Annotated in this window: 18 protein-coding genes, 2 pseudogenes and 1 other annotated feature; of the genes and pseudogenes, 5 read left to right on the top strand and 15 right to left on the bottom strand. The window is 34.7% G+C overall.

The window, feature by feature from the left end; all coding sequences use genetic code 11:
- Positions 1-75: 75 nt before the first annotated feature.
- The 3 genes from CQ058_RS04735 to CQ058_RS04750 form a co-directional block, all read right to left on the bottom strand.
- Positions 76-717 carry a FusB/FusC family EF-G-binding protein gene (locus CQ058_RS04735; RefSeq protein ID WP_002126776.1) on the bottom strand — a complete coding sequence of 214 codons (642 nt, stop codon included), beginning with the start codon at positions 715-717 and terminating at the stop codon, positions 76-78.
- A 110-nt stretch (positions 718-827) separates the two neighbouring features.
- Entirely contained in the window at positions 828-1,514 is a 687-nt protein-coding gene (locus CQ058_RS04745; protein WP_002126773.1) for a DUF421 domain-containing protein, read from the bottom strand.
- A 155-nt stretch (positions 1,515-1,669) separates the two neighbouring features.
- Entirely contained in the window at positions 1,670-1,933 is a 264-nt protein-coding gene (locus CQ058_RS04750) for a CD3324 family protein (protein ID WP_002189171.1), read from the bottom strand.
- 326 nt (positions 1,934-2,259) lie between these two features.
- Here CQ058_RS04750 and CQ058_RS04755 point away from each other — a divergent pair, with 326 nt between their 5' ends.
- Positions 2,260-2,964, top strand: coding sequence for a polysaccharide deacetylase family protein (locus CQ058_RS04755; RefSeq protein ID WP_002189169.1), 705 nt, complete (start codon positions 2,260-2,262; stop codon positions 2,962-2,964).
- A gap of 35 nt (positions 2,965-2,999) precedes the next feature.
- Here the strand turns inward: CQ058_RS04755 and CQ058_RS04760 are convergent, their stop codons facing one another.
- Entirely contained in the window at positions 3,000-4,343 is a 1,344-nt protein-coding gene (locus CQ058_RS04760) for a sodium-dependent transporter (protein ID WP_002012165.1), read from the bottom strand.
- Between the two features lie 302 nt (positions 4,344-4,645).
- Positions 4,646-4,868, bottom strand: a binding site (T-box leader).
- 220 nt (positions 4,869-5,088) lie between these two features.
- On the opposite strand from CQ058_RS04760, the gene CQ058_RS04765 reads away from it, so the two are divergent.
- The gene (locus CQ058_RS04765; RefSeq protein ID WP_002189167.1) at positions 5,089-6,723 is read left to right on the top strand and encodes a putative polysaccharide biosynthesis protein; all 1,635 of its coding nucleotides are present in this window, start codon (positions 5,089-5,091) and stop codon (positions 6,721-6,723) included.
- Between the two features lie 274 nt (positions 6,724-6,997).
- On the opposite strand, the gene CQ058_RS04770 is transcribed toward CQ058_RS04765, so the two are convergent.
- The 5 genes from CQ058_RS04770 to CQ058_RS04790 form a co-directional block, all read right to left on the bottom strand.
- Positions 6,998-7,573 carry a hypothetical protein gene (locus tag CQ058_RS04770; protein ID WP_002189165.1) on the bottom strand — a complete coding sequence of 192 codons (576 nt, stop codon included), beginning with the start codon at positions 7,571-7,573 and terminating at the stop codon, positions 6,998-7,000.
- A 48-nt stretch (positions 7,574-7,621) separates the two neighbouring features.
- Complete coding sequence (cysK, locus tag CQ058_RS04775) at positions 7,622-8,539, bottom strand: cysteine synthase A (protein WP_002189164.1); 918 nt, start codon at positions 8,537-8,539, stop codon at positions 7,622-7,624.
- A 10-nt stretch (positions 8,540-8,549) separates the two neighbouring features.
- Positions 8,550-9,761 (bottom strand): MFS transporter, encoded by a 1,212-nt coding sequence (locus CQ058_RS04780; protein WP_002189163.1) that lies wholly within the window; start codon positions 9,759-9,761, stop codon positions 8,550-8,552.
- Positions 9,762-10,051: 290 nt separating this feature from the next.
- Positions 10,052-11,311, bottom strand: coding sequence for a GTPase HflX (gene hflX / locus CQ058_RS04785; RefSeq protein WP_105589505.1), 1,260 nt, complete (start codon positions 11,309-11,311; stop codon positions 10,052-10,054).
- Between the two features lie 480 nt (positions 11,312-11,791).
- The gene (locus tag CQ058_RS04790; RefSeq protein WP_002189162.1) at positions 11,792-12,346 is read right to left on the bottom strand and encodes a cobalt transporter CbiN; all 555 of its coding nucleotides are present in this window, start codon (positions 12,344-12,346) and stop codon (positions 11,792-11,794) included.
- 180 nt (positions 12,347-12,526) lie between these two features.
- Between CQ058_RS04790 and CQ058_RS04795 the strand changes: the two genes are divergently transcribed.
- Positions 12,527-12,616 (top strand): 3-oxoacyl-ACP synthase, encoded by a 90-nt coding sequence (locus CQ058_RS04795; protein WP_105589506.1) that lies wholly within the window; start codon positions 12,527-12,529, stop codon positions 12,614-12,616.
- Positions 12,598-12,699 (top strand): annotated as a pseudogene (locus CQ058_RS04800) (ketoacyl-ACP synthase III); the annotation flags it as partial. The gene CQ058_RS04795 and the pseudogene CQ058_RS04800, both read left to right, overlap by 19 nt.
- A gap of 137 nt (positions 12,700-12,836) precedes the next feature.
- Here the strand turns inward: CQ058_RS04800 and CQ058_RS04805 are convergent.
- From CQ058_RS04805 to CQ058_RS04820, 4 genes and pseudogenes are all read right to left on the bottom strand, one after another.
- Positions 12,837-14,024, bottom strand: coding sequence for an MFS transporter (locus tag CQ058_RS04805; protein WP_258169449.1), 1,188 nt, complete (start codon positions 14,022-14,024; stop codon positions 12,837-12,839).
- A gap of 235 nt (positions 14,025-14,259) precedes the next feature.
- Positions 14,260-14,595 (bottom strand): annotated as a pseudogene (locus tag CQ058_RS04810) (YrdB family protein).
- Positions 14,596-15,126: 531 nt separating this feature from the next.
- Entirely contained in the window at positions 15,127-15,939 is an 813-nt protein-coding gene (locus tag CQ058_RS04815; protein WP_002189159.1) for a polyphosphate kinase 2 family protein, read from the bottom strand.
- A 90-nt stretch (positions 15,940-16,029) separates the two neighbouring features.
- Positions 16,030-17,463 (bottom strand): carbon starvation CstA family protein, encoded by a 1,434-nt coding sequence (locus CQ058_RS04820; protein ID WP_105589507.1) that lies wholly within the window; start codon positions 17,461-17,463, stop codon positions 16,030-16,032.
- A 243-nt stretch (positions 17,464-17,706) separates the two neighbouring features.
- Between CQ058_RS04820 and CQ058_RS04825 the strand changes: the two genes are divergently transcribed.
- Complete coding sequence (locus tag CQ058_RS04825) at positions 17,707-18,171, top strand: hypothetical protein (protein ID WP_002086342.1); 465 nt, start codon at positions 17,707-17,709, stop codon at positions 18,169-18,171.
- 19 nt (positions 18,172-18,190) lie between these two features.
- Here CQ058_RS04825 and CQ058_RS04830 read toward each other — a convergent pair whose 3' ends face one another.
- Both CQ058_RS04830 and CQ058_RS04835 read right to left on the bottom strand, forming a co-directional pair.
- On the bottom strand, positions 18,191-18,469 hold the full coding sequence (locus tag CQ058_RS04830; protein ID WP_002135550.1) for a hypothetical protein: 279 nt from the start codon (positions 18,467-18,469) through the stop codon (positions 18,191-18,193).
- A gap of 27 nt (positions 18,470-18,496) precedes the next feature.
- Complete coding sequence (locus CQ058_RS04835; RefSeq protein ID WP_002193108.1) at positions 18,497-19,759, bottom strand: MFS transporter; 1,263 nt, start codon at positions 19,757-19,759, stop codon at positions 18,497-18,499.
- Positions 19,760-19,801 lie beyond the last annotated feature (42 nt).

The raw sequence follows: 19,801 nt of genomic DNA on the forward strand, positions 1-19,801 counted from the left end.
AAAACCCCGAATCATGGGGCTTTTTTTAAGTGTCCATGATTCGGGGTACAGTTCAAATACTAGAGGTCTTCTATTTTATTTCTTTAGTCTCTCAATAAAATCCTGTAACTTATCAAGCGATTTCATATTATGATTACAAGCTACACCATCTTTGCAAATATAGTTTCCCTTTCTAACGAAAGTTCCTGGTACATCACCTTTAATTTCAACTAAAAACATTCCTACTTCTTCATGCCCATGACATAATGAACAAATGCTTTTTTTATTTAAACTTTGAAATGTTCCTTGCAGACCAACAAACTTATTTTTATCATTTTTCGCTATAATAAATTTCCTGCTTGACCCTTTATCAATCCAGCTTAAATAAGATAATTCTTTCATGTCCAGTTCTTCCATATCAGGGAGCTTTAATTTTTTCGCTTTAGGAAATAATTTTTTTAATGTTTGTGCTGTAACTTCTTGAAACGGAATGACATACGGATTTATTTTCATTAAAAACGATTCTGCATCTTCTCTATTTTGAACTGTTAATACCGTATCAATTAACTCTTTCTGTTCATCCGTTAAATTCTCAAATACATGTATTATCTTTTCAATCGCAAGTGATTTTAACGCTTGAATTACACCTCTATCATTTGCCGTCGCATGTCCATTTGCTAAAATATAAGCTTGTGACTTTATAAAATTGTATTGATCACTTCTAATAAAAGCTTCCATCTTTATCACTCCATACAAATTGTTGATCTAGTCTTATTGTATACAATGATTCAGCTTTTTGATATGTAAAAGATAACTTAGAAATGAACATTACATACTCTGACTATGTTCTACCGAGGCATTTCCTGACAAAAGAAACCATCATCTGTTTTCCATTCTGCATATAATACATCTTCAAATTTAGTAATCCCTTTTTGCTTTATTTGTTTATAAAGCCATCCTTCATCAAAACCTGCTTCCCTCAAATTATCTTTCACTACTTTACCATCACTAATTAATGAAATCGGTAAGTATACAGGTTTATGTTTTAAACTTAAATCATTTATAGTAGGAGATTCATATTTGCTTTTCTTCAGAACACTTATGTTTCCATTAGGTTCCAAAATCATATATTCAACTTCTCGGATTGAAAATATATCTTTTTGTTGTCTTAGCATTTGTTGTAGTTGATTAATATCCAAATGATTTGAACTTAGTTGTTCCCGGTCAATATATCCATTACGGATAATGATTGACGGAGAGCCTTCAAAAAAACTTCTCGTCCCTCTAAATTTTTGCGTTATCACTTCTATTGTATAAATTAACACTACCCATACAAGTACTGCATATAAAATAGACCATACTTTTATTTCCGGATCATATATAGTATTTCCTACTAATTCTCCGAGAACTATGGCAGAAATAAAATCAAATGGCGTTAACTGAGATATTTGTGTCTTCCCTAATATTTTAGTAGCAATCAATAGCACAAAAAAACCAAAAAATAGTTCTATCGTTATTTGTCCTAGATGATTCATATATGCTCACCTTTCTGCTTTTCACTCAAATGCTCTATACTCTATTTAGTAAAAAGCCGGCACATTTTTTCTATTATCTTGCCCATTCATATCCAATAGATACAAAACAAGAAGAGTCTACTTCAATTTAATAATTGAACTAGACTCTTTTATTTTCATTTAGAATACACAATCTTTTTAATCGTTTCTCCGGAAAGAAAATGCTCCTCCGCAAGTTGATGAATGGAAATTCCACTTTTAAACGCTTCTTTAATAGCTTTGTTTCTTTCATCTAGTTGTTTTCTTCCTCCAGATTGTGTACCCCATTTATAATGTTTTGTTTCTTGTTTTGGAATGTAAATTGTTTCACCTTGTATATACTTTTGAATTTCAGCAATTAAACTTTCTGGTAAAACGGCCTTAGCTTTTACGTATTTCATTTCTGCTCGCCCCTTATTTTTTATGGTTCATTTCAATAAGGTGCAAAGCCAAATATAAAAAATGATACGAGCTCATTTAGGCGATTGTATATTACTTGTCTACCCCACGCAAAGTATCGCCATTTCCATACTTGGCTTTGCATGAGACGCTGCAGTGTCTGGCAATTGAATTATAATCGCCATATAAACACCTCCTAATATACCTTTTGCATTTTATTATATGATAAATTTCTTCCCCTTGCATCCACATCCTTTTTAAAGCACGAAGTTACTTAGTTTGATATAATACTTTTTAGTCCAATCCAAAAGTATAGTGAGGTTGCGTTATGAAAAAGAATATAATCATTACAATCGTTACATTATTCATTATTACTGTAGCATTATTCGGAACATACAAATTGATGAACGCAAGAAGTTTTCAATTGTTTGGAGGTTTAACAAACCGAGTAGAAACAAATGAAAAAGTGATTGCTTTAACTTTTGATGATGGTCCTACTAACAATGTAAAACAAATATTACCGCTACTAGATCGATACGATGCAAAAGCTACTTTCTTTTTAATCGGAAATGAACTAGAGAAAAACCTATCGTTAGGAGAAGATATCGTACAATCTGGACACCAACTTGGAAATCATACATACTCTCATAACAGAATGGTTTTCAAAACTCCTTCTTTTATTAAAGAAGAAATAGAAAAAACGAACTCGATAATCCGTCAAACAGGATATACAGATGAAATTGATTTTAGACCACCTAACGGTAAAAAGCTAATTGGTCTGCCCTATTATTTAAATAAAAACAATATCGAAACAATCACATGGGACCTTGAACCTGATACTTTATATATATCTACAGCTGATAAAATTGAATATGTTAGTAAAAATGTAAAACCAGGTTCTATCATTTTATTACACTCTATGTATGATGAGTCTAATGAAAATTTACAGACCATTGAAGGTATTTTAGACTCTTTATCTAAGAAGGGCTATCAGTTCGTAACAGTAAACGAATTACAAAAAAGAGCAAAATAAAAAGGTAGCGTATCATAGAGCGATACGCTACCTTTTTATATAATTCCAAGTACATTTAGGAATACGATAATAATCGCAATTGGTGCAATATAGCGAAGTAAGAATAACCATAATACGAACAGTTTATAGCCTTTATTTTTACTTACACCAAGTTCTTTCATTAATACATCTTTCTTCATTTTTAAAGGGACAAAGATGGAAACTAATAAAACACCAAGTGGCATTAGTATGTTACTAACCGCATAGTCTGCTAAATCAAAAATTGTTTTCCCAAATGGTTTCACATCACTTAACAAACCGAATGATAAGGCTGATGGAACCCCTACAACAAAGATTAACAAGCCAACAATTAATGCCATTTTTTCACGTTTCCCTTTACTTTTACCTTTAGTTGTTAAAGACGCAACACTAATTTCTAACATCGAAATTGCTGATGTAATAGTAGCAAAGAAGAATAGTAATAAGAAAACAATGAAGAATAATTTCCCGAACGCCATTTTACTGAAAATAGCTGGCAGTACGATAAACAATAGCCCCGGCCCTTGAGATGGTTCCATTCCAAATGCGAATACAACTGGGAAAATCGCTAGCCCTGCAAGTAATGTAATAACAAGTGTTAAAGCTACGATAGAAAATGCTGAACGCGGTAAACTTTCTTCTTTCGGTAAGTATGAGCTATACGTTACCATAACGGCTACACCGACGGATAGCGAGAAGAACGATTGCCCCATTGCATATAAAATGATTTCTGATGTTACGTTTGAGAAATCAGGTTGTAAGAAGAATCGAACTCCTTCTCCAGCACCGTCTAACGTAAGTGCACGAACAATTAATACGAAGAATAAAACGAATAGCGCTGGCATGAAATATTTATTTACTTTTTCAACACCATTTTGTACACCTTTACTTACGATGAAAATAGTAATAAGGATGAATAATAGCTGTGATCCAACTGCTAAATACGGATTGGAAATGATTTCACCAAACGTAGCTTCGTATGCTCCATTTCCTTCCCATAGTCTACCTGTAATTGCATTCCATAAGTATAATATAATCCATCCTCCTACAACACTGTAGAAAGAAAGTAATATGAAACATGTTACAATCCCTAACTTCCCTAACCATGGCCATAATGTTTTTGGTGCGATTTCTCTATATGCATCAACGGCCTCTTTTTGTGTACTTCTTCCGATAACGAACTCAGCTAATAATAGCGGTAAACCAATTAATAATGTGAAACCGATGAAAATAAGGAAAAACGCGCCGCCCCCTCCAATTCCGGCCATATACGGGAACTTCCAAATCGCCCCTAGACCAATTGCTGAACCTGCTGCAGCTAATACGAAACCTAATTTCGATGTCCATTGCTGTGAATTCATTTGTTAATCTCCTCTCTTTATCTTTTTCTGTTTTACAATCCGGTATTTATATTGTTCTATCCATACTCTTTTCTAATACGTTCACTTCCTCCCTAATAATAAAAAAACGCCCCTACGTAAATACGTAGGGACGACAAAAATATCGCGGTACCACCCTAGTTATGAAGATACAACAAAAGTAAGACCTAAATAAAAAACGTCCCTACGCAAATACGTAGGGACGATAAAATATCGCGGTACCACCCTAGTTATGAAGCCACACCAAAATTAGGACCTAAATAAAAAACGTCCCTACGTAAATACGTAGGGACGATAAATATCGCGGTACCACCCTAGTTGTGAAACAATCTTCACCACTTTATTTGATAACGGTATAAACTACCGTCTTTCATTTCCTCATAATGTGAGATTTATGAAAGATGCTCCAGGACGAACTTCATGAATAATCTATATACTGATTCACACCAACCATCAGCTCTCTGAAATAGGGAGATATTCACTACTATACCCTTTCATTGCCCAAATATTATTTTCCGAATTGATTACTATCATTTTTATCATACATTAAAAATAGTGTCAACTTATATTTTGAAATTTTATGCATTACATTCTATTTAAAAATTCAAAATATGACTTTTGTATGAATAGTATTAGAACATTTATGGTTTATACTGTATTAACTTCTCTAGCAGGTTTATAGTAGTATACGATAAATGCAAGACAGCACGAGTAGGAGGAAAGAATTTTGTCTACTTCAAAAGTTTTAAAAGGTACCGCTTTATTAAGTGGTGCAACAATGATTTCACGAATTTTAGGTTTTATATACTTTTTCCCCTTTCAATTATTAGTTGGAACGCAAGGGGTCGCTTTATATGGATACGCATACTCTTGGTACGGTATTTTATTAAGCTTTTCAACAGCTGGTATTCCTATTGCCGTCTCAAAATTTGTTGCAAAACATAATGCACTTGGTGATTATAGTACAAGTAAAAAATTGTATAACTCGAGCGTAAAATTAATGATGTTTATGGGCTTTTTAGGATTTTTAACTTTATTTATTGGAGCACCGTACATATCACAATTTATTATTCGCTCGAAAACACCAGATCCACAATTTATCGCAGACGTAACACTTACGATGCGAGCATTAAGCTTCGCGCTTATTATCGTACCAGCTATGAGTGTTACACGTGGTTATTTCCAAGGTTTTCAACATATGAAACCAAGTGCTGTTTCTCAAGTCGTAGAACAAATCGCACGTGTCGTTTTCATTTTAGTTGGTAGTTTTATCGTCTCAAAACTATTAGGAGGTTCAGTAGCTTCTTCTGTTGCAGTTGCTACATTTGGTGCTGTTATCGGGGCACTTGCAAGCGTCTCTATTTTAATGATGTACTGGAAAAAATATAATGGATTAAAACCTCCTGAAGGTGAGCTGAAAACGAGATCATCAAACATTCCGTTAAGAAGTATTTATATGGAATTACTACGTTATGCAATTCCAATTGTATTTGTAGGCATTGCAATCCCGCTCTATACGTTAGTAGATCAATATACCGTAGCTGATGTCCTTAGAGCGATGGGAGAACCTTTAGAAACCGCGAATGCAGTTTTCGCTTATATAACGAACTATGCCCAAAAGTTAATTATGATTCCGGCTTCACTTGCAACTGGATTCTCATTAACAATTATTCCGGCTATAACGAAATCATTTACAAGCGGGAAGCTAGATGAATTACAAGGACAAATTTCAAAGATATTTCAAGTGTTGTTATTCTTCACTATCCCAGCCGCATTCGGTCTTGCTAGTATCGCTTACGATGCATTCCGCATGGTTTATGTAAATCCTGAAATTGCACTTGGTGGATCACAATATTTAATTTCATTTGCACCTTCTGCTGTATTAAGTGCAATTTTCACAGTTTCAGCCGCTATATTACAAGGAATTGATTATCAAAGAAAAACAATGATTGCATTCTCAGCCGGTATTCTCGTTAAAATTGTGGTGAACACACCGCTCTTACATTTATTCGGTGGACATGGTGCTGTACTTGGGACAATTCTTGGATATCTCGTTTCAAATATTATTATGTTGTACTGCATTGTTAAGTTTGCGAAATTTAAAATTGGCGAAACAGCAAAAACAGTATTTCTTATTACGATTTACTCCGCAGCAATGTCTGCTGTTGTGATCGTATTAAGAGCATTTATAAGCTGGATTATTCCTGGCCAATCTTATGTAGAATCACTGATTATTGTATTTATATGCGCATCAGCAGGAGGACTTGTTTATCTTTTATTCGTATTAACAAGTGGACTTGCTTCGCATATTCTCGGTAATCGTATTCAACGTTTACCCGTATTAGGGAAGTTAGTAAGATAACATGAAACTATAATCAGTGGGTGTTTTGTCCGTCCCCTACTGATTATTAGCCCACAAATAGCAGAGTAAATTTTGAAAATTAACTGCGGTTCTTATATTGGAAATTTTGTAGTTCTTTAAATGCATGAAGCTTGTTTTATCAACAAAAAAGTGGAGCCTCAAGAATAGCATCTTGAGGCTCCACTTTTTTTAACAATGAAATTTTAATCTCCTCTAATTCCGCCTAATTTACAACATCATAACATGACACTTATTTCAAATATTATTAGATTTTTTAAGAGTTTGATGGATACCAAGAGAATTTCGTGTCACTATCCAGCGGTTTATTCTTAGTTTCCTTTTTGATTAAGTTAAACCACTCATTTAACATTTGAGTTTTTGGCAATTGTGCGGCAGGATCATCTTCCCAGATAATATGTGAAAACCACGCTTTTGTTTCCCATTCAAATTGTAATTCTGCAAAGGAAATTGCAGGATGTTCAGCTTCATTAAATTGCTGATTTACTGCATTTGAAACTTCTGAGGCTTGAGGTAACAACTCGTTCTGAATTCTATTTTTTATATTCTCATTTTCTAATTGATCCCAAAAATACAATTGCCCGTTTATTTGATAGAAAATATCAAATGAAGCTTCACTTTTTTTCAAGTTCAGTAATACGAATGCACGTTCCACATTATTATCAGCTGCTTTTACAGCATTAATAATTATATTTTGTGCTATGGATACCCAATAACTATTTGCTTCTTCTATCGGTGATTCAACATATAATTCTTCATTCAATTCTGATAGAGTCGCCTCATGATTATTTACTTGTTCAACTTTTTTGAAAAACCTATTAAAAAACCCCATAACTGCCCCCTTGTTACCTTTTTCTCATTTAAGGTGTTTCCATCAATTTTATTCAAATAGCCCCATACTTAAATAGCGCTCCCCTGTATCAGGTGCAATACATAAAACCTTTTTACCAGCACCTAAACGCTTCGCTATCATTATTGCTGCGTAAACAGAAGCTCCTGAAGATGGCCCTACTAGTAATCCTTCTTGTCTTGCCAAGTTCCTCATTGTAGTTAATGCCTCTTCATCTGCAATTTGCATAATTTCGTTATACACTTCTGTATTTAAGTTTTTGGGAATAAACCCTGGGCTTGTTCCGACTAGTTTATGAGGGCCTGGAACACCACCAGATAACACTGGTGATCCTTTCGGTTCTACTACGGCAATATATAAGTTTGGTAGTTTCTCTTTTAACGTTTCACCGGTCCCTGTAATTGTTCCACCTGTTCCTGCGGTTGCTACAAATGCATCAAGTTCTCCATCCATTTGTTCATAAATTTCAAGTGCAGTCGTATAACGATGAATATTCGGATTTGCTGGGTTTTCAAATTGCTGCGGAATAAAACTATTTGGAATTTCTTTTTGTAACTCTACCGCCTTCGCAATTGCTCCTGGCATTCTTTGTTCTGCAGGTGTTAAAACTACTTCTGCGCCGTATGCTTTCAATAAATTAATACGCTCTTTGGACATATTATCTGGCATAATTAAAATAGCTTTATACCCTTTAGCAGCTGCATTCATCGCTAAGCCAATTCCTGTATTTCCACTTGTCGGTTCAATAATTGTATCACCTGGCTTAATGAGACCATGTTCCTCGGCAATATGAATTAAGTTATAGGCAGCGCGATCTTTCACACTGCGTGACGGATTAAACATTTCCAGTTTTACATACACATCCGCTGCGTCCTCTGGAATAAATTTAGATAATCGGACAACAGGTGTATCTCCTATTAATTCTGTAACGTTTTCACATACTTTCATAGCACATCCCCTATTCTATCTTTTTCTTGTCATTTGGCAGTAACAATGAAGTCAGTCCAATTAATGGTAAACAACTACATAATAGCATAATAAACTGAAGACTATACACATCAGCCAATTTCCCAAGGACTACAGCACCTAATGCTCCAAGACCAAACGCAAGACCGACAATTAATCCTGATACCATTCCAACTTTCCCTGGAACAAGTTCTTGTGCATATACAACGATTACACTAAAACTACTAGAGCTAATAAATCCAATGCATAAAAATAACGGTACAACCCACATAAGAGAAACGTGAGGTAACAATAGTGCAAGCGGCGCTGAACCGAGCATCGAAAAGACAATAATCTTTTTCTTACCGAATCGATCCGCTAGCGGACCACCAAAGAAAGTACCTAATACACCAGCAATCATAAAAGCGAAGACGAAATACTGTGCATTTTTTATAGATAAACCGTAATGCTCTATTAAATAAAATTGATAGAAATTCCCGATACCAGCACCGTACCAAGAACGTACGAATGTTAGAAAAACAAGAAGTATAATAACAAATTTAATGTGCGTACTTACAATCGCATTTTCAGCCTCAAGTGCAGCCCTCTTTTTCCTTCTTACAGCACCAGTGGCTAATTCATTTTTATACCAATTTGATACGAAAATTAGTAATACAATTCCAACTGCTGCAAAGGCTGTAAAACCTAAAGAACCAATTTGACCGAGCGGAACGAAAATTAATGCTGTAAAAATAGGTGCTAGAGAATTCCCTGTATTTCCCCCCACTTGATAAATCGCTTGTGCTAAACCTCGTTTTGCACCGGCTGCCATGTAAGCAACACGAGCGCCCTCCGGATGAAAGACCGCGGAACCTAATCCAATAAATAAAACAGAAATAATAACAACTATAAAGTTCGGTGCAAATGCGAGTCCAATCATCCCAAGCATACTCGAAAACATACCGAGCGGTAATAAAAATGGTGACGGCTTCTTATCTGAATACATCCCAAAAACCGGCTGCATAATCGATGACGTCATATTTAACGCAAACGCAATCCACCCTACTTGCATATAGGATAAATTCATCGTTTTTTCCAAAATAGGAAACAAAGCTGGCACAACTGCTTGCATCGAATCATTCAAAAAATGTCCGAAACTAATCGCAAATAATATTCGATATATTGTCGGTGTTTCTACTGTATTTTTTTGTGAAACTGCCTGCATATGTGTATTTCTCCTTCCTGTACAAAATATATATTTATTACAGTTAGTGTAATAAATTTAGACTTTACTCAGAATAAATTCTGAGTTTTGAAACATTTCTATTCTATACTGGTTTCATTTCTTTTTCCAGAAATTCAACTTCTAAAAAAATATATTTTTTCTATGTGCTTTGTCGGATTTATTTATATGAACTCTTTGTATTTTCTTTTATACTAAGGCAGAACGAAAGGAAGGCTTGCAACTATGAAGAAAAAGACGATCCTAAAACATATTAGGATCGCCTTTTTTTATTAAATAGAAAAACGCTTATATTTCTCATAATCACTCGTCTTACATTCTAGTGCCATTTTCGTACCTTCGTTTTCATAACTCGTAGATAAAACGTGTGCATGATTGTTGAAATACGAAACTACCTGCCCTTGATCATACGGAATTAACATTTCACACTTCGTATACTCTTTATAAATGTGTGAACGAACTACTTCTACAAGCTCTTCAATTCCAACATGTTTCTTCGCAGATAGATAAACGCGATCTTCTTGCACTTTCGGAATTTCAACATCTACCAAATCTGATTTGTTGTATGCATAAATCGTCGGGATATTTTCCACGCCAATTTTCTTTAACGTTTCATTTGTAATATCAATTAATTGCTCATAATTGGGATTTGAGTAATCTACAACGTGAATAAGTAAATCTGCTTCCGCCACTTCCTCTAGAGTTGAACGGAATGCTTTCACAAGATGATGCGGTAATTTACTTACAAATCCAACAGTATCCGTTAATAAAAATGATTTATTATCCGGCAAATCAATATTTCGTACAGATGTCTCTAACTTCGCAAATAACATATCTTTTTCAAATACTTGTTTCCCTACAGTACCATTAAAAATTTCAAGCATTGTATTCATTATCGTTGATTTACCTGCATTCGTATATCCTACTAACGACACAACTGGAATTTCATTTTTCTTACGTTGTTTACGCTGCGTTTGGCGCTGTGCAACAAGTGCTTCTAATTCTTTATTTAGAGCCGCAATTTGTTCTTCAATTTTACGACGATCTAATTCCAACTTCTTCTCACCGACACCTTTATTTTTCGTGCCAACTCCCCCGCTTTGTCTTCCTAAAGATTCACGAAGACCGATTAAACGAGGCATCATGTACTGAAGATGGGCCACTTCTACTTGCAACTGCGCTTCTTTCGTTTTCGCACGTTGCGCAAAGATATCTAAAATTAAAATGGTACGATCAATTACTTTACAATCTAAATCCTCTTCTAAATTTCGAATTTGTGAAGGAGATAATTCGTCATTAAAGATGACCATATTTGCATCTGCTTCTTTCACATACGCTGCTACTTCTTCAATCTTCCCTTTTCCAATATAATGCGACGGATTTACTCGTTGTAAATTTTGCGTCACTTGACCGATTACTTCCACATCACAAGCTTCCGTAAGATTTGCTAACTCTTCCATCGAATATGCAAAATCAGCTTCCTTACCTAAATTTACTCCAACTAATATTGCTCTTTGTAATAATTCTTCCATATATTTATTCCTCCATTTCGATTACGCAAAATAAAAAACACAGGTCACTGCCTGTGTTTTTGTAAACGGATAAGGGTTCACCAAAGAAATAGAAGAAAGCAGTGCTTTCGTCCTATACATGGTCAAAAAGTCCCAAGATAGTATACGTATCCAACAAGTGTTCACCTATACTATCCCATTCTATTTATAAAGGCAAAACAAAAAGAGGGCGTATTCGTCCCTCCCTCTTTTTCACATATAAGCTTAATAAAGGGTTCCTTTAAAATAGGCAGACCAATCCCGTTCACTCTGTACACAGACAGAGCCTTTGAGCGCTATTCAATTATCGGCACAAAGTATTGAGACGTAATCTGATTAAGATCAAAGGAAGCCCCTCCGTTCATTTTAAGTTACATAAAGTGTAGCATAAGTAATTCGCTTTCACAAGATTAAACCACCTATAGAAACCGAAAGAAAATCTTTATATTTTTACTTTAATCGTCATTTTTTGCGAATTCTTTTCACAATAAAAATAACCACAGCTACAATGAATAATACACCTATAACAATAACCACAACTTGCCACAAACTTAAGCCGCTCACCATATCCCCTTTTAAATTCACTTTCTTCGTTGGAACAGACTCTTTTGCAATATGACGTAAAGCCATTTTCTCTATCTCTGCCTCATCTAATCTCTTCGTTCCACTGCAGCTAGATGTCTCCAACAGTTTCACTTCTCCTCTATGAGAAGTGAACACTAGGTACTCTCCTCCCTCTGCAAAACGAAACGCACAACTACTACTACTGCTTGTATATATAATAATTTGCGAAGAACTTGTCCCTTTCCAAATTTTCTTCACTTCAAATAATGTTTTCATTCTTCCGTCCTTCTCTTGAACTTCTAATACCTTACCTTCAAACACTACATCATTTTGTTGTAACCTCTCTTCTGGTGATGCTTTAGTACAATCACAAGCATAAGGTTTCTCTGGTAAAATAAAATAAGTAAAGCTACAAATTAAAACAAGAGACAATACATATACGATTCTTTTCAAGAATCTCAAACCCCTTCATTATCAAATTTAGAAGCTTTCCGTATATTATTTGGACATCACTCCTCAAATCCCTTTCCGTTTATTAAAATATATTAATTTTATTAAACAGAAAATCTTTATCCACATTTTTATGATCTAATATTAGTATCAGATTATAAAAACAAGTTAGGAGATGTTCTTATGAATTCTCAATCTCGTATTACTGCAATTGGTACTTATGTTCCAAATCAAATATTATCTAATAAAGATTTAGAAAAGAAGGAAAATTAAATAATGGAGATACACTTTTACTGTAGGGATTTGGCGATGGATGTATGCATTTAGGGCTTATTGTGGAGTGGGATTTAAACTGAAATTTCCTTTTATACAACTAACATTACGGTAAATAAAATTATATCAACGATTCCAGTTAGACTATTAGTTGATCACAAAAAAGCGGCATTCAAAGATTGATTATCTCCCTTTGAACGCCGCTTCTTTTATCTAAATTTTATTTACCTGTCCGAGACCATATCACAACAGGAATAAACAGTAAGGCTACAGCCCCTCCCGCTAATGATAATGCCGCATAACTGGAATTAGCTACTACCATTCCTGACATCGCTCCACCTGAAGCTCCGGCTAACGCAATAAAAACATCTATTTTCCCTTGTGTTTTAGCACGTGTAGAAGGAGTTGTGGAGTCAACGATTTGTGCTGTACCACTAATCAATCCGAGATTCCATCCTAATCCAAGTAAAGAAAGAGCAACAATTAATAATAGTAAAGAATCACTCGGTGCTATCGCAGCTATGACACCCGCTGCAAGTAAAATCCCCCCACCAGCTATACTCATCTTAGTACGGCCAATTTTATCAATTAACATTCCTGTAACAAGTGATGGAAGGTACATTGCACCTACATGAAAACCAATCACGAGACCTACTGCACTTAATCCATGACCGTGGTGTCCCATGTGAACTGGAGTCATCGTCATAATCGCAACCATCACTATTTGAGTAAGTATCATTACGATTGCTCCAACAGTAACACCACGTTTATTTTCTATCATTTCTTCTGTTACTGGTTGCCCTTTATATGTATGTTCCTGTTTATATCTTTCTATTATGTTAGCAATAATTAACGGATCTGGACGAAGCATAACAAAAAGAACAAGACCCGCAAGTATAAATGCCGCTGCTGATAATATGAACGGACCAGCAAGGTTAGGAATTCCAATTGAATGGGCAAAATCTCCCATTACGCCTACTAAATTTGGACCAGCTACCGCACCAAAAGTCGTCATAACCATCGTAATACTAATAGCAGTTGCTCGCTGCTTCTTATCTGCTAAATCGGTACCAGCATAACGAGCTTGTAGATTCGTCGCTGTACCTGCACCGTATATGAGTAAAGAAACTAGTAAAAGAATAATACTATTTGTTAACGCAGCCAATACAACTCCAATAGCCCCTAGCCCCCCTACTATAAACCCTGTTGCAAGTCCTATTCGGCGACCATATTTTTGCGATAACTTCCCAACAAAGAAAGCGGCTACCGCAGATCCCATTGTAAACATAGCAGCCGGTAATCCTGCATATGCATCTGTCCCAAGCATTTGCTGTGCAAGAAGTGCACCTACTGTAATACCAGCAGCTAACCCCGCTCCACCAAACATTTGTGAAATACTTACGATTATTAACGTTCATTTATATAATTTTTGTTGCTCTTCTTCTGTATACATACGCTTACTTATTAAAGCATCTGCTGTATCTATCATTTCCTCACCCTCCCTATGAAACTAATATCTCTTGTTAATGTACTATAAAACAACAAAATCCCAAAATTTAAAGCGCTTAAATTTATCCATATTTCGTTACTCCTACACCTTAAATAATGCTAAGTTCCTTTCGTGAAGAAACTTAGCAAAAAAATTATTGTTTCCAAATAATGATTAAAGTGCGATTTATTACAAATACCATTCCAAGAATAATAGCTCAGGTTATTTGATCAACAACATATAGAGCAACTGAGGTAACTCCAAACAATATGATTTCCAACATAAACCTATATGGTTCTGGCAGTTTTAATGATGCTTTAGGTGCAATGAAAACCCCCCATATTGTCGCAAAAAGTAGTGGTGAGCCAATGCCAAAAATAAATTTCACATATACACTTTCCCAAAATTGAAAGCCCCAGTAACATAGTGATGCAAGAGCACATAATTCTAGAAAAAATCGAATCGCTAAATTTATAGGTTTTATAAACATTTAAAGAACACCCCTTTGAAAAATATATTTAAAATCCTATGAAAATAATATTATGCATCCGTTATTTGAACTTGATACGTGCCCATTCATGACATGTAAAAAAAAATTATACATCTTATTAATATTATTCAGTTTATCTTTCTAAACTTCGAAAACTTGATCTTGACGGATAATGAATGAAAGCAAATACTTAATGACAGTGATACATATGCCTATAATCACAAAATAAAGAACTCCACGGTTTACGTTTCGCCCATTACCGAGGAGTTCCCAAAATAACTCTATAAATTTTTTTGACAGCTAACGTTCCATAATTAAAATGCGATTCATATTTAGCCTATTCCCCTACTACTCTTTCTTAAAGCTTCCCCTTCCTAAAACAACAAACTTACTACAGCACAAACTAAAATAATTGGTACACTCGCTTTATATAAATATATAAAATACTTCCAACTAAAAAGCTGTCTTGTAATTTGGTAAAACCAAATTACAAGACAGCTTCCCTTCATATTTCCTATACAAACCTTTTTACTATTTGACTCCTGCATCTTGCACAGATTCAATTTTCTTTTTCTTTCCTTCTTTTATTTCATTATAATAAGAAGGTAATTCTATATTATGCTCTAAGAAATAATCCTCAATTAATGAAATAATTACTTTCAATGTTTTCAAACGGGCGTATAATTTATCATTACTCGCGATAATATGCCATTTTGCATTCGGCTTATTTGTATTTTCAAACATGTCTTCTATTGCTTCGACATACTCATCCCATTTTTCACGATTTCGCCAGTCTTCATCTGTAATTTTCCACCTTTTAAGAGGGTTGTTCTCTCTTTCTGTAAATCTCTTTAACTGCTCATCTTTACTAATATGATAGAAAAACTTTCCTATTATGTAATGATCATCTGTTAATAGTTTTTCGAAATCATTAATTTCATCATACGCTCTCGTCCACTCTTCGTTTGTAGCAAAGCCTTCAACACGTTCAACTAATACACGCCCATACCATGAACGGTCGAATATAGTAATTTGCCCGTACTGAGGAAGTTTCCGCCAAAAACGTTGCAAATAATGATACCGTTTTTCATGAGGAGCAGGCGCTCCAATTAGATTTACTTGGAATCCGCGTGGATCAAGATGTTCAGTCACTCGCTTAATTGCTCCGCCTTTACCTGCCGCATCCCAACCTTCCATAACCATCATAACGGCTATTTTCTCTTCTTTTAATATTTGTTGTAGTGCCAATAAACGCATTTGATATTTTTCAAGTTTCTTATTGTACTTAAATTTCGAATCAATTCTTTTCGTTAAATCTACTTTAGCAAGATGCTCTTTTTCCATCAAACGAATCCCCCTTGTTATATGACAATGTTATTTCAACATATTTATTGGTAATTTTTTCTTGTTTCAAAAAAGCTGTGTAGAAAATCTCTACACAGCTTCTTTCTCTAATTGTACATCCACCTCAATATTCTCTCTTCTATTCCTTACAGCTTTCATAAAGAATACAGCAGTTAAAATAACTGTAATAACCGCACCTACAATATACGATGTATTTAGCTGAATATTAAAACCAATTTTCGCATTTAAAATATAAACAACTGTCATGAGCGTCATAAATATCGCTGGAATTAAAGAAACGATATACTGTTTTCCTTTTATAAATAAATACATCGTTCCAATCCATAACGCAATGGCTGCAGTCGATTGGTTAGCCCAAGAGAAATATCTCCATAATAGTGTAAAGTCAATTTTCGTTAAACCATATGCAATAACAAATAATGGAATCGCAATAATTAAGCGATTTTTTAATTTTGTTTGATTGAAATGGAAGTAATCCGCAATAATAGAACGTGCCGCACGGAATGCTGTGTCTCCAGATGTAATTGGTAATACAATGACACCAAGAACAGCTATTGTGCCACCCACAGCACCTAACATCGTCTTCGAGATTTCACTTACAACCGCAGCTGGTGTACCCGATTTAATTAGCTCATTTAATTCACGGTAAGAGAAAATACTCATTGCCGCAGCTGCCCAGATCATTGCAATTATCGCTTCTGCAATCATCATACCGAAAAATACATAACGGCCATGTTTCTCCGTTTGAAGTGTACGTGAAATAATTGGTGATTGTGTTGCGTGGAATCCTGATAAGGCACCACACGTAATCGTCAACATTAATAATGGGAAAATAGGTGCATTGTCTGGATGCATATTTTCAAACGTTAGCTCTGGAATAGGAGAACCTTTTATTATCATCATTCCCCCTATGCCAATAGCACTTATTAGCAATAATGCACCTAATACCGGATAAATTTTACCAATAATTTTATCAATCGGTAAGATAGTCGATAAAATGTAATATATGAAAATTACAGATAAAATAATAGTTATTGACACTTTTCCTTGCAATACAATATCAAGTAATGATGCTGGCGTTGTTATAAATACAGTTCCTACTAATACTAAAAGTAACAATGAAAAAACATTTACAATATGTCTCATTGCATTCCCTAAAAATTTCCCTGCTAATTCAGGAATATGCGCCCCTTTATTTCGTATAGAAATCATCCCTGTAAGATAATCATGAACGGCTCCTGCAAAAATCGCTCCTATCACAATCCAGACAAATGCAACTGGACCATATAAAGCACCTAATATTGGTCCGAATATAGGACCAATATTAAGTAATTGAATCATAGAATTCTTTCGCCTATCCATAGGTACATAATCTATCCCATCTTGATTCACATAAGCTGGTGTCTTTCTCGAATAATTTACTCCAAATATCTTTTCAATTAACTTTCCATATGTAAAATAACCGATTATCAATACGACGATTGACACTAAAAATGTAATCACTTCTATCCCCTCCCCCTTCAGAAAGCATTTTCTTATTTCTATATAAGAAATCGCTTTCAATTTATTCTAGCATGTTTAAATATATTAAATAAACGTTTTATACAGAATTTTTAGCATATTCTTTTTATAAGATAAAAAACAGCCTCTCTTATTTACAATACCCCCTTACATTATATGGTATATTTTTTCACTAAGAGAAGATAATAACAAATAAATCCTTTAAAGAATGGGAGCTCTCTAAAGATGAAACGAAAAATATTTTCTCTCTTTGCACTAATCTGCTTAGCACTACCAATACAAGCTAGTGCATACACATTTCAATCACTACCAATTGCGTCAAAGTCTAAACAGTGGTATATCGAAATTGACAAATCTCATAACTCAAACAAGCAAGCCGTGCAGCCAAAACAAGGTGTATATGATACGTATAGTTTACTCTTAAAAAATATTGGTAATGATGTTGCAAATGTATCGGTGGAAATACTTGATAACACACCTACATCTAAAGCTACCTTTAATCCTACTTCATCTAATAACAACGTTTCAAAAAGTCATACAAGCTTTGACTACATGGTATTCCCATTAGACTTTAATAGCCATAATTTTAAAGTTGTCATTACTTGGGAAGAAAAGAATTTCTCTTACAACGGTCATCCAGTACATGAGAGTAAAAAAATGAAGCAAACATTTGTGTTTAATGAAGAGTAAGTCCTAATTTGATTAGGGCTTACTCTTTATTTACAAAACCCGATTGAATTGCTTCTGTCACTTCTTTTGCAATATGTATTTTTGTAGCGTCTACACAGATTTTTTTGTCCCAAACATGTACTGAAGGCTCTTCATTAGACAAATGCTTAATTAAGATGAATCGATTATATGTCATTTTATTTTCTATAGGAGTAGCAATATACACCGTGAAATTCCTTGCTTCAAATACCTTTTCTCCCAAAACGTATTTACATCCCAACTCATGTACTACTAAATCATGTAGATTTTCTATAGTCATATACCATCCCCCTTTTTGCCTACATAATCAATCGAACCGCCGAATACTTGGTACAGACAATGCCATTCCAATTGTTATGAGTACTAAAATAGCTAGCATTATAATTGTTATCTTTCCACCTATTACAGTAGCTAACCAGCCTACCACCACATACCCTAATGGTAATAAAGCAAATGAGCCTAACATATCAAGACTTGCCACTCTTCCAAAAGCTTCTTCTGGTACAAGCTCTTGTAAACTTGTTTCCCAAATAAGCCCAAATATCATAATACCGAATCCTTCAATTGCCATTAATCCAATTAAGGCGGGTGCCCAAGAAACGAAAGGCATAATTAATAACGCCATTCCACTAATTAAAACACCACCATACGCAAGTAATCCTCTCTTATGCCACCGCTGCCTCCCACCAAAAATTAGTGCTGCAATTACAGCTCCAGCACCAGAAGCAGCCATACCTAAGCCATACACGTAAGCTTCAAAATGATGATGAACATTAAACAACCATGGAATTAATACAACGATAACGCCTGCATAACAAATATTAACGAAAGAAAAGACTAGAATGGTAATCCACAACCACGGATGACTTTTTAAAACTAAAATACCTTCCATAAACTCTTGTTTGTAATCGATCTTACTCTTTTCAATGGGTTTTACTTTTTTAAACTTAATTTCTTTTAAAAATAATAAACATAAAAATGATAACAAATACGTTGCTGCATCTAGTCCGAAGCCTATCCCTGCAGATGTAACTGATACTATTAACCCACCAAGTGCTGGGCCAATTAATCGTATTCCTTGATTACTCATTTGCGTTAATGCATTAGCTGCATTTCGAATTTCCGGTACAAATACTTTTGCTCTTACAGCTGAATATGCCGGCTGAAATATCCCTTCCATAAGTCCATATAATGCAACAAGTACATATAAAAGTGGAATTGTTAAAATGTCCATAAATATAAGTGTTGCAAATAAGAGCATTAATATACAGCGAATTATATCTGTAAATAACATCAATTTCACCCGGTCAATTCGATCCACGACTAATCCAGCAAACGGTAACGCAAGAATATTAGGAAGCATGTATATTGCCATAGTCATTCCCATTACAACCGTTGAACCAGTTAATGAATACACAACGACTGGCAGAATAACCATCGTTATCGAACTACCTAAAGTCGAAAGTAATTGCCCAATCCATAAAAACTTAAAGTGCGGTGACACTTTAACTGGCAATAACAATTTACCGACATAACCTAAATTTTTCTCTGTTGGTATTTCTCCTTGCATATCTCTCTCCTCTTTTCAAATTAAGTTAATACCCAAAAATAA

Source organism: Bacillus sp. MYb56 (assembly GCF_002976445.1).
In the GTDB taxonomy this organism is placed as follows: domain Bacteria; phylum Bacillota; class Bacilli; order Bacillales; family Bacillaceae_G; genus Bacillus_A; species Bacillus_A mycoides.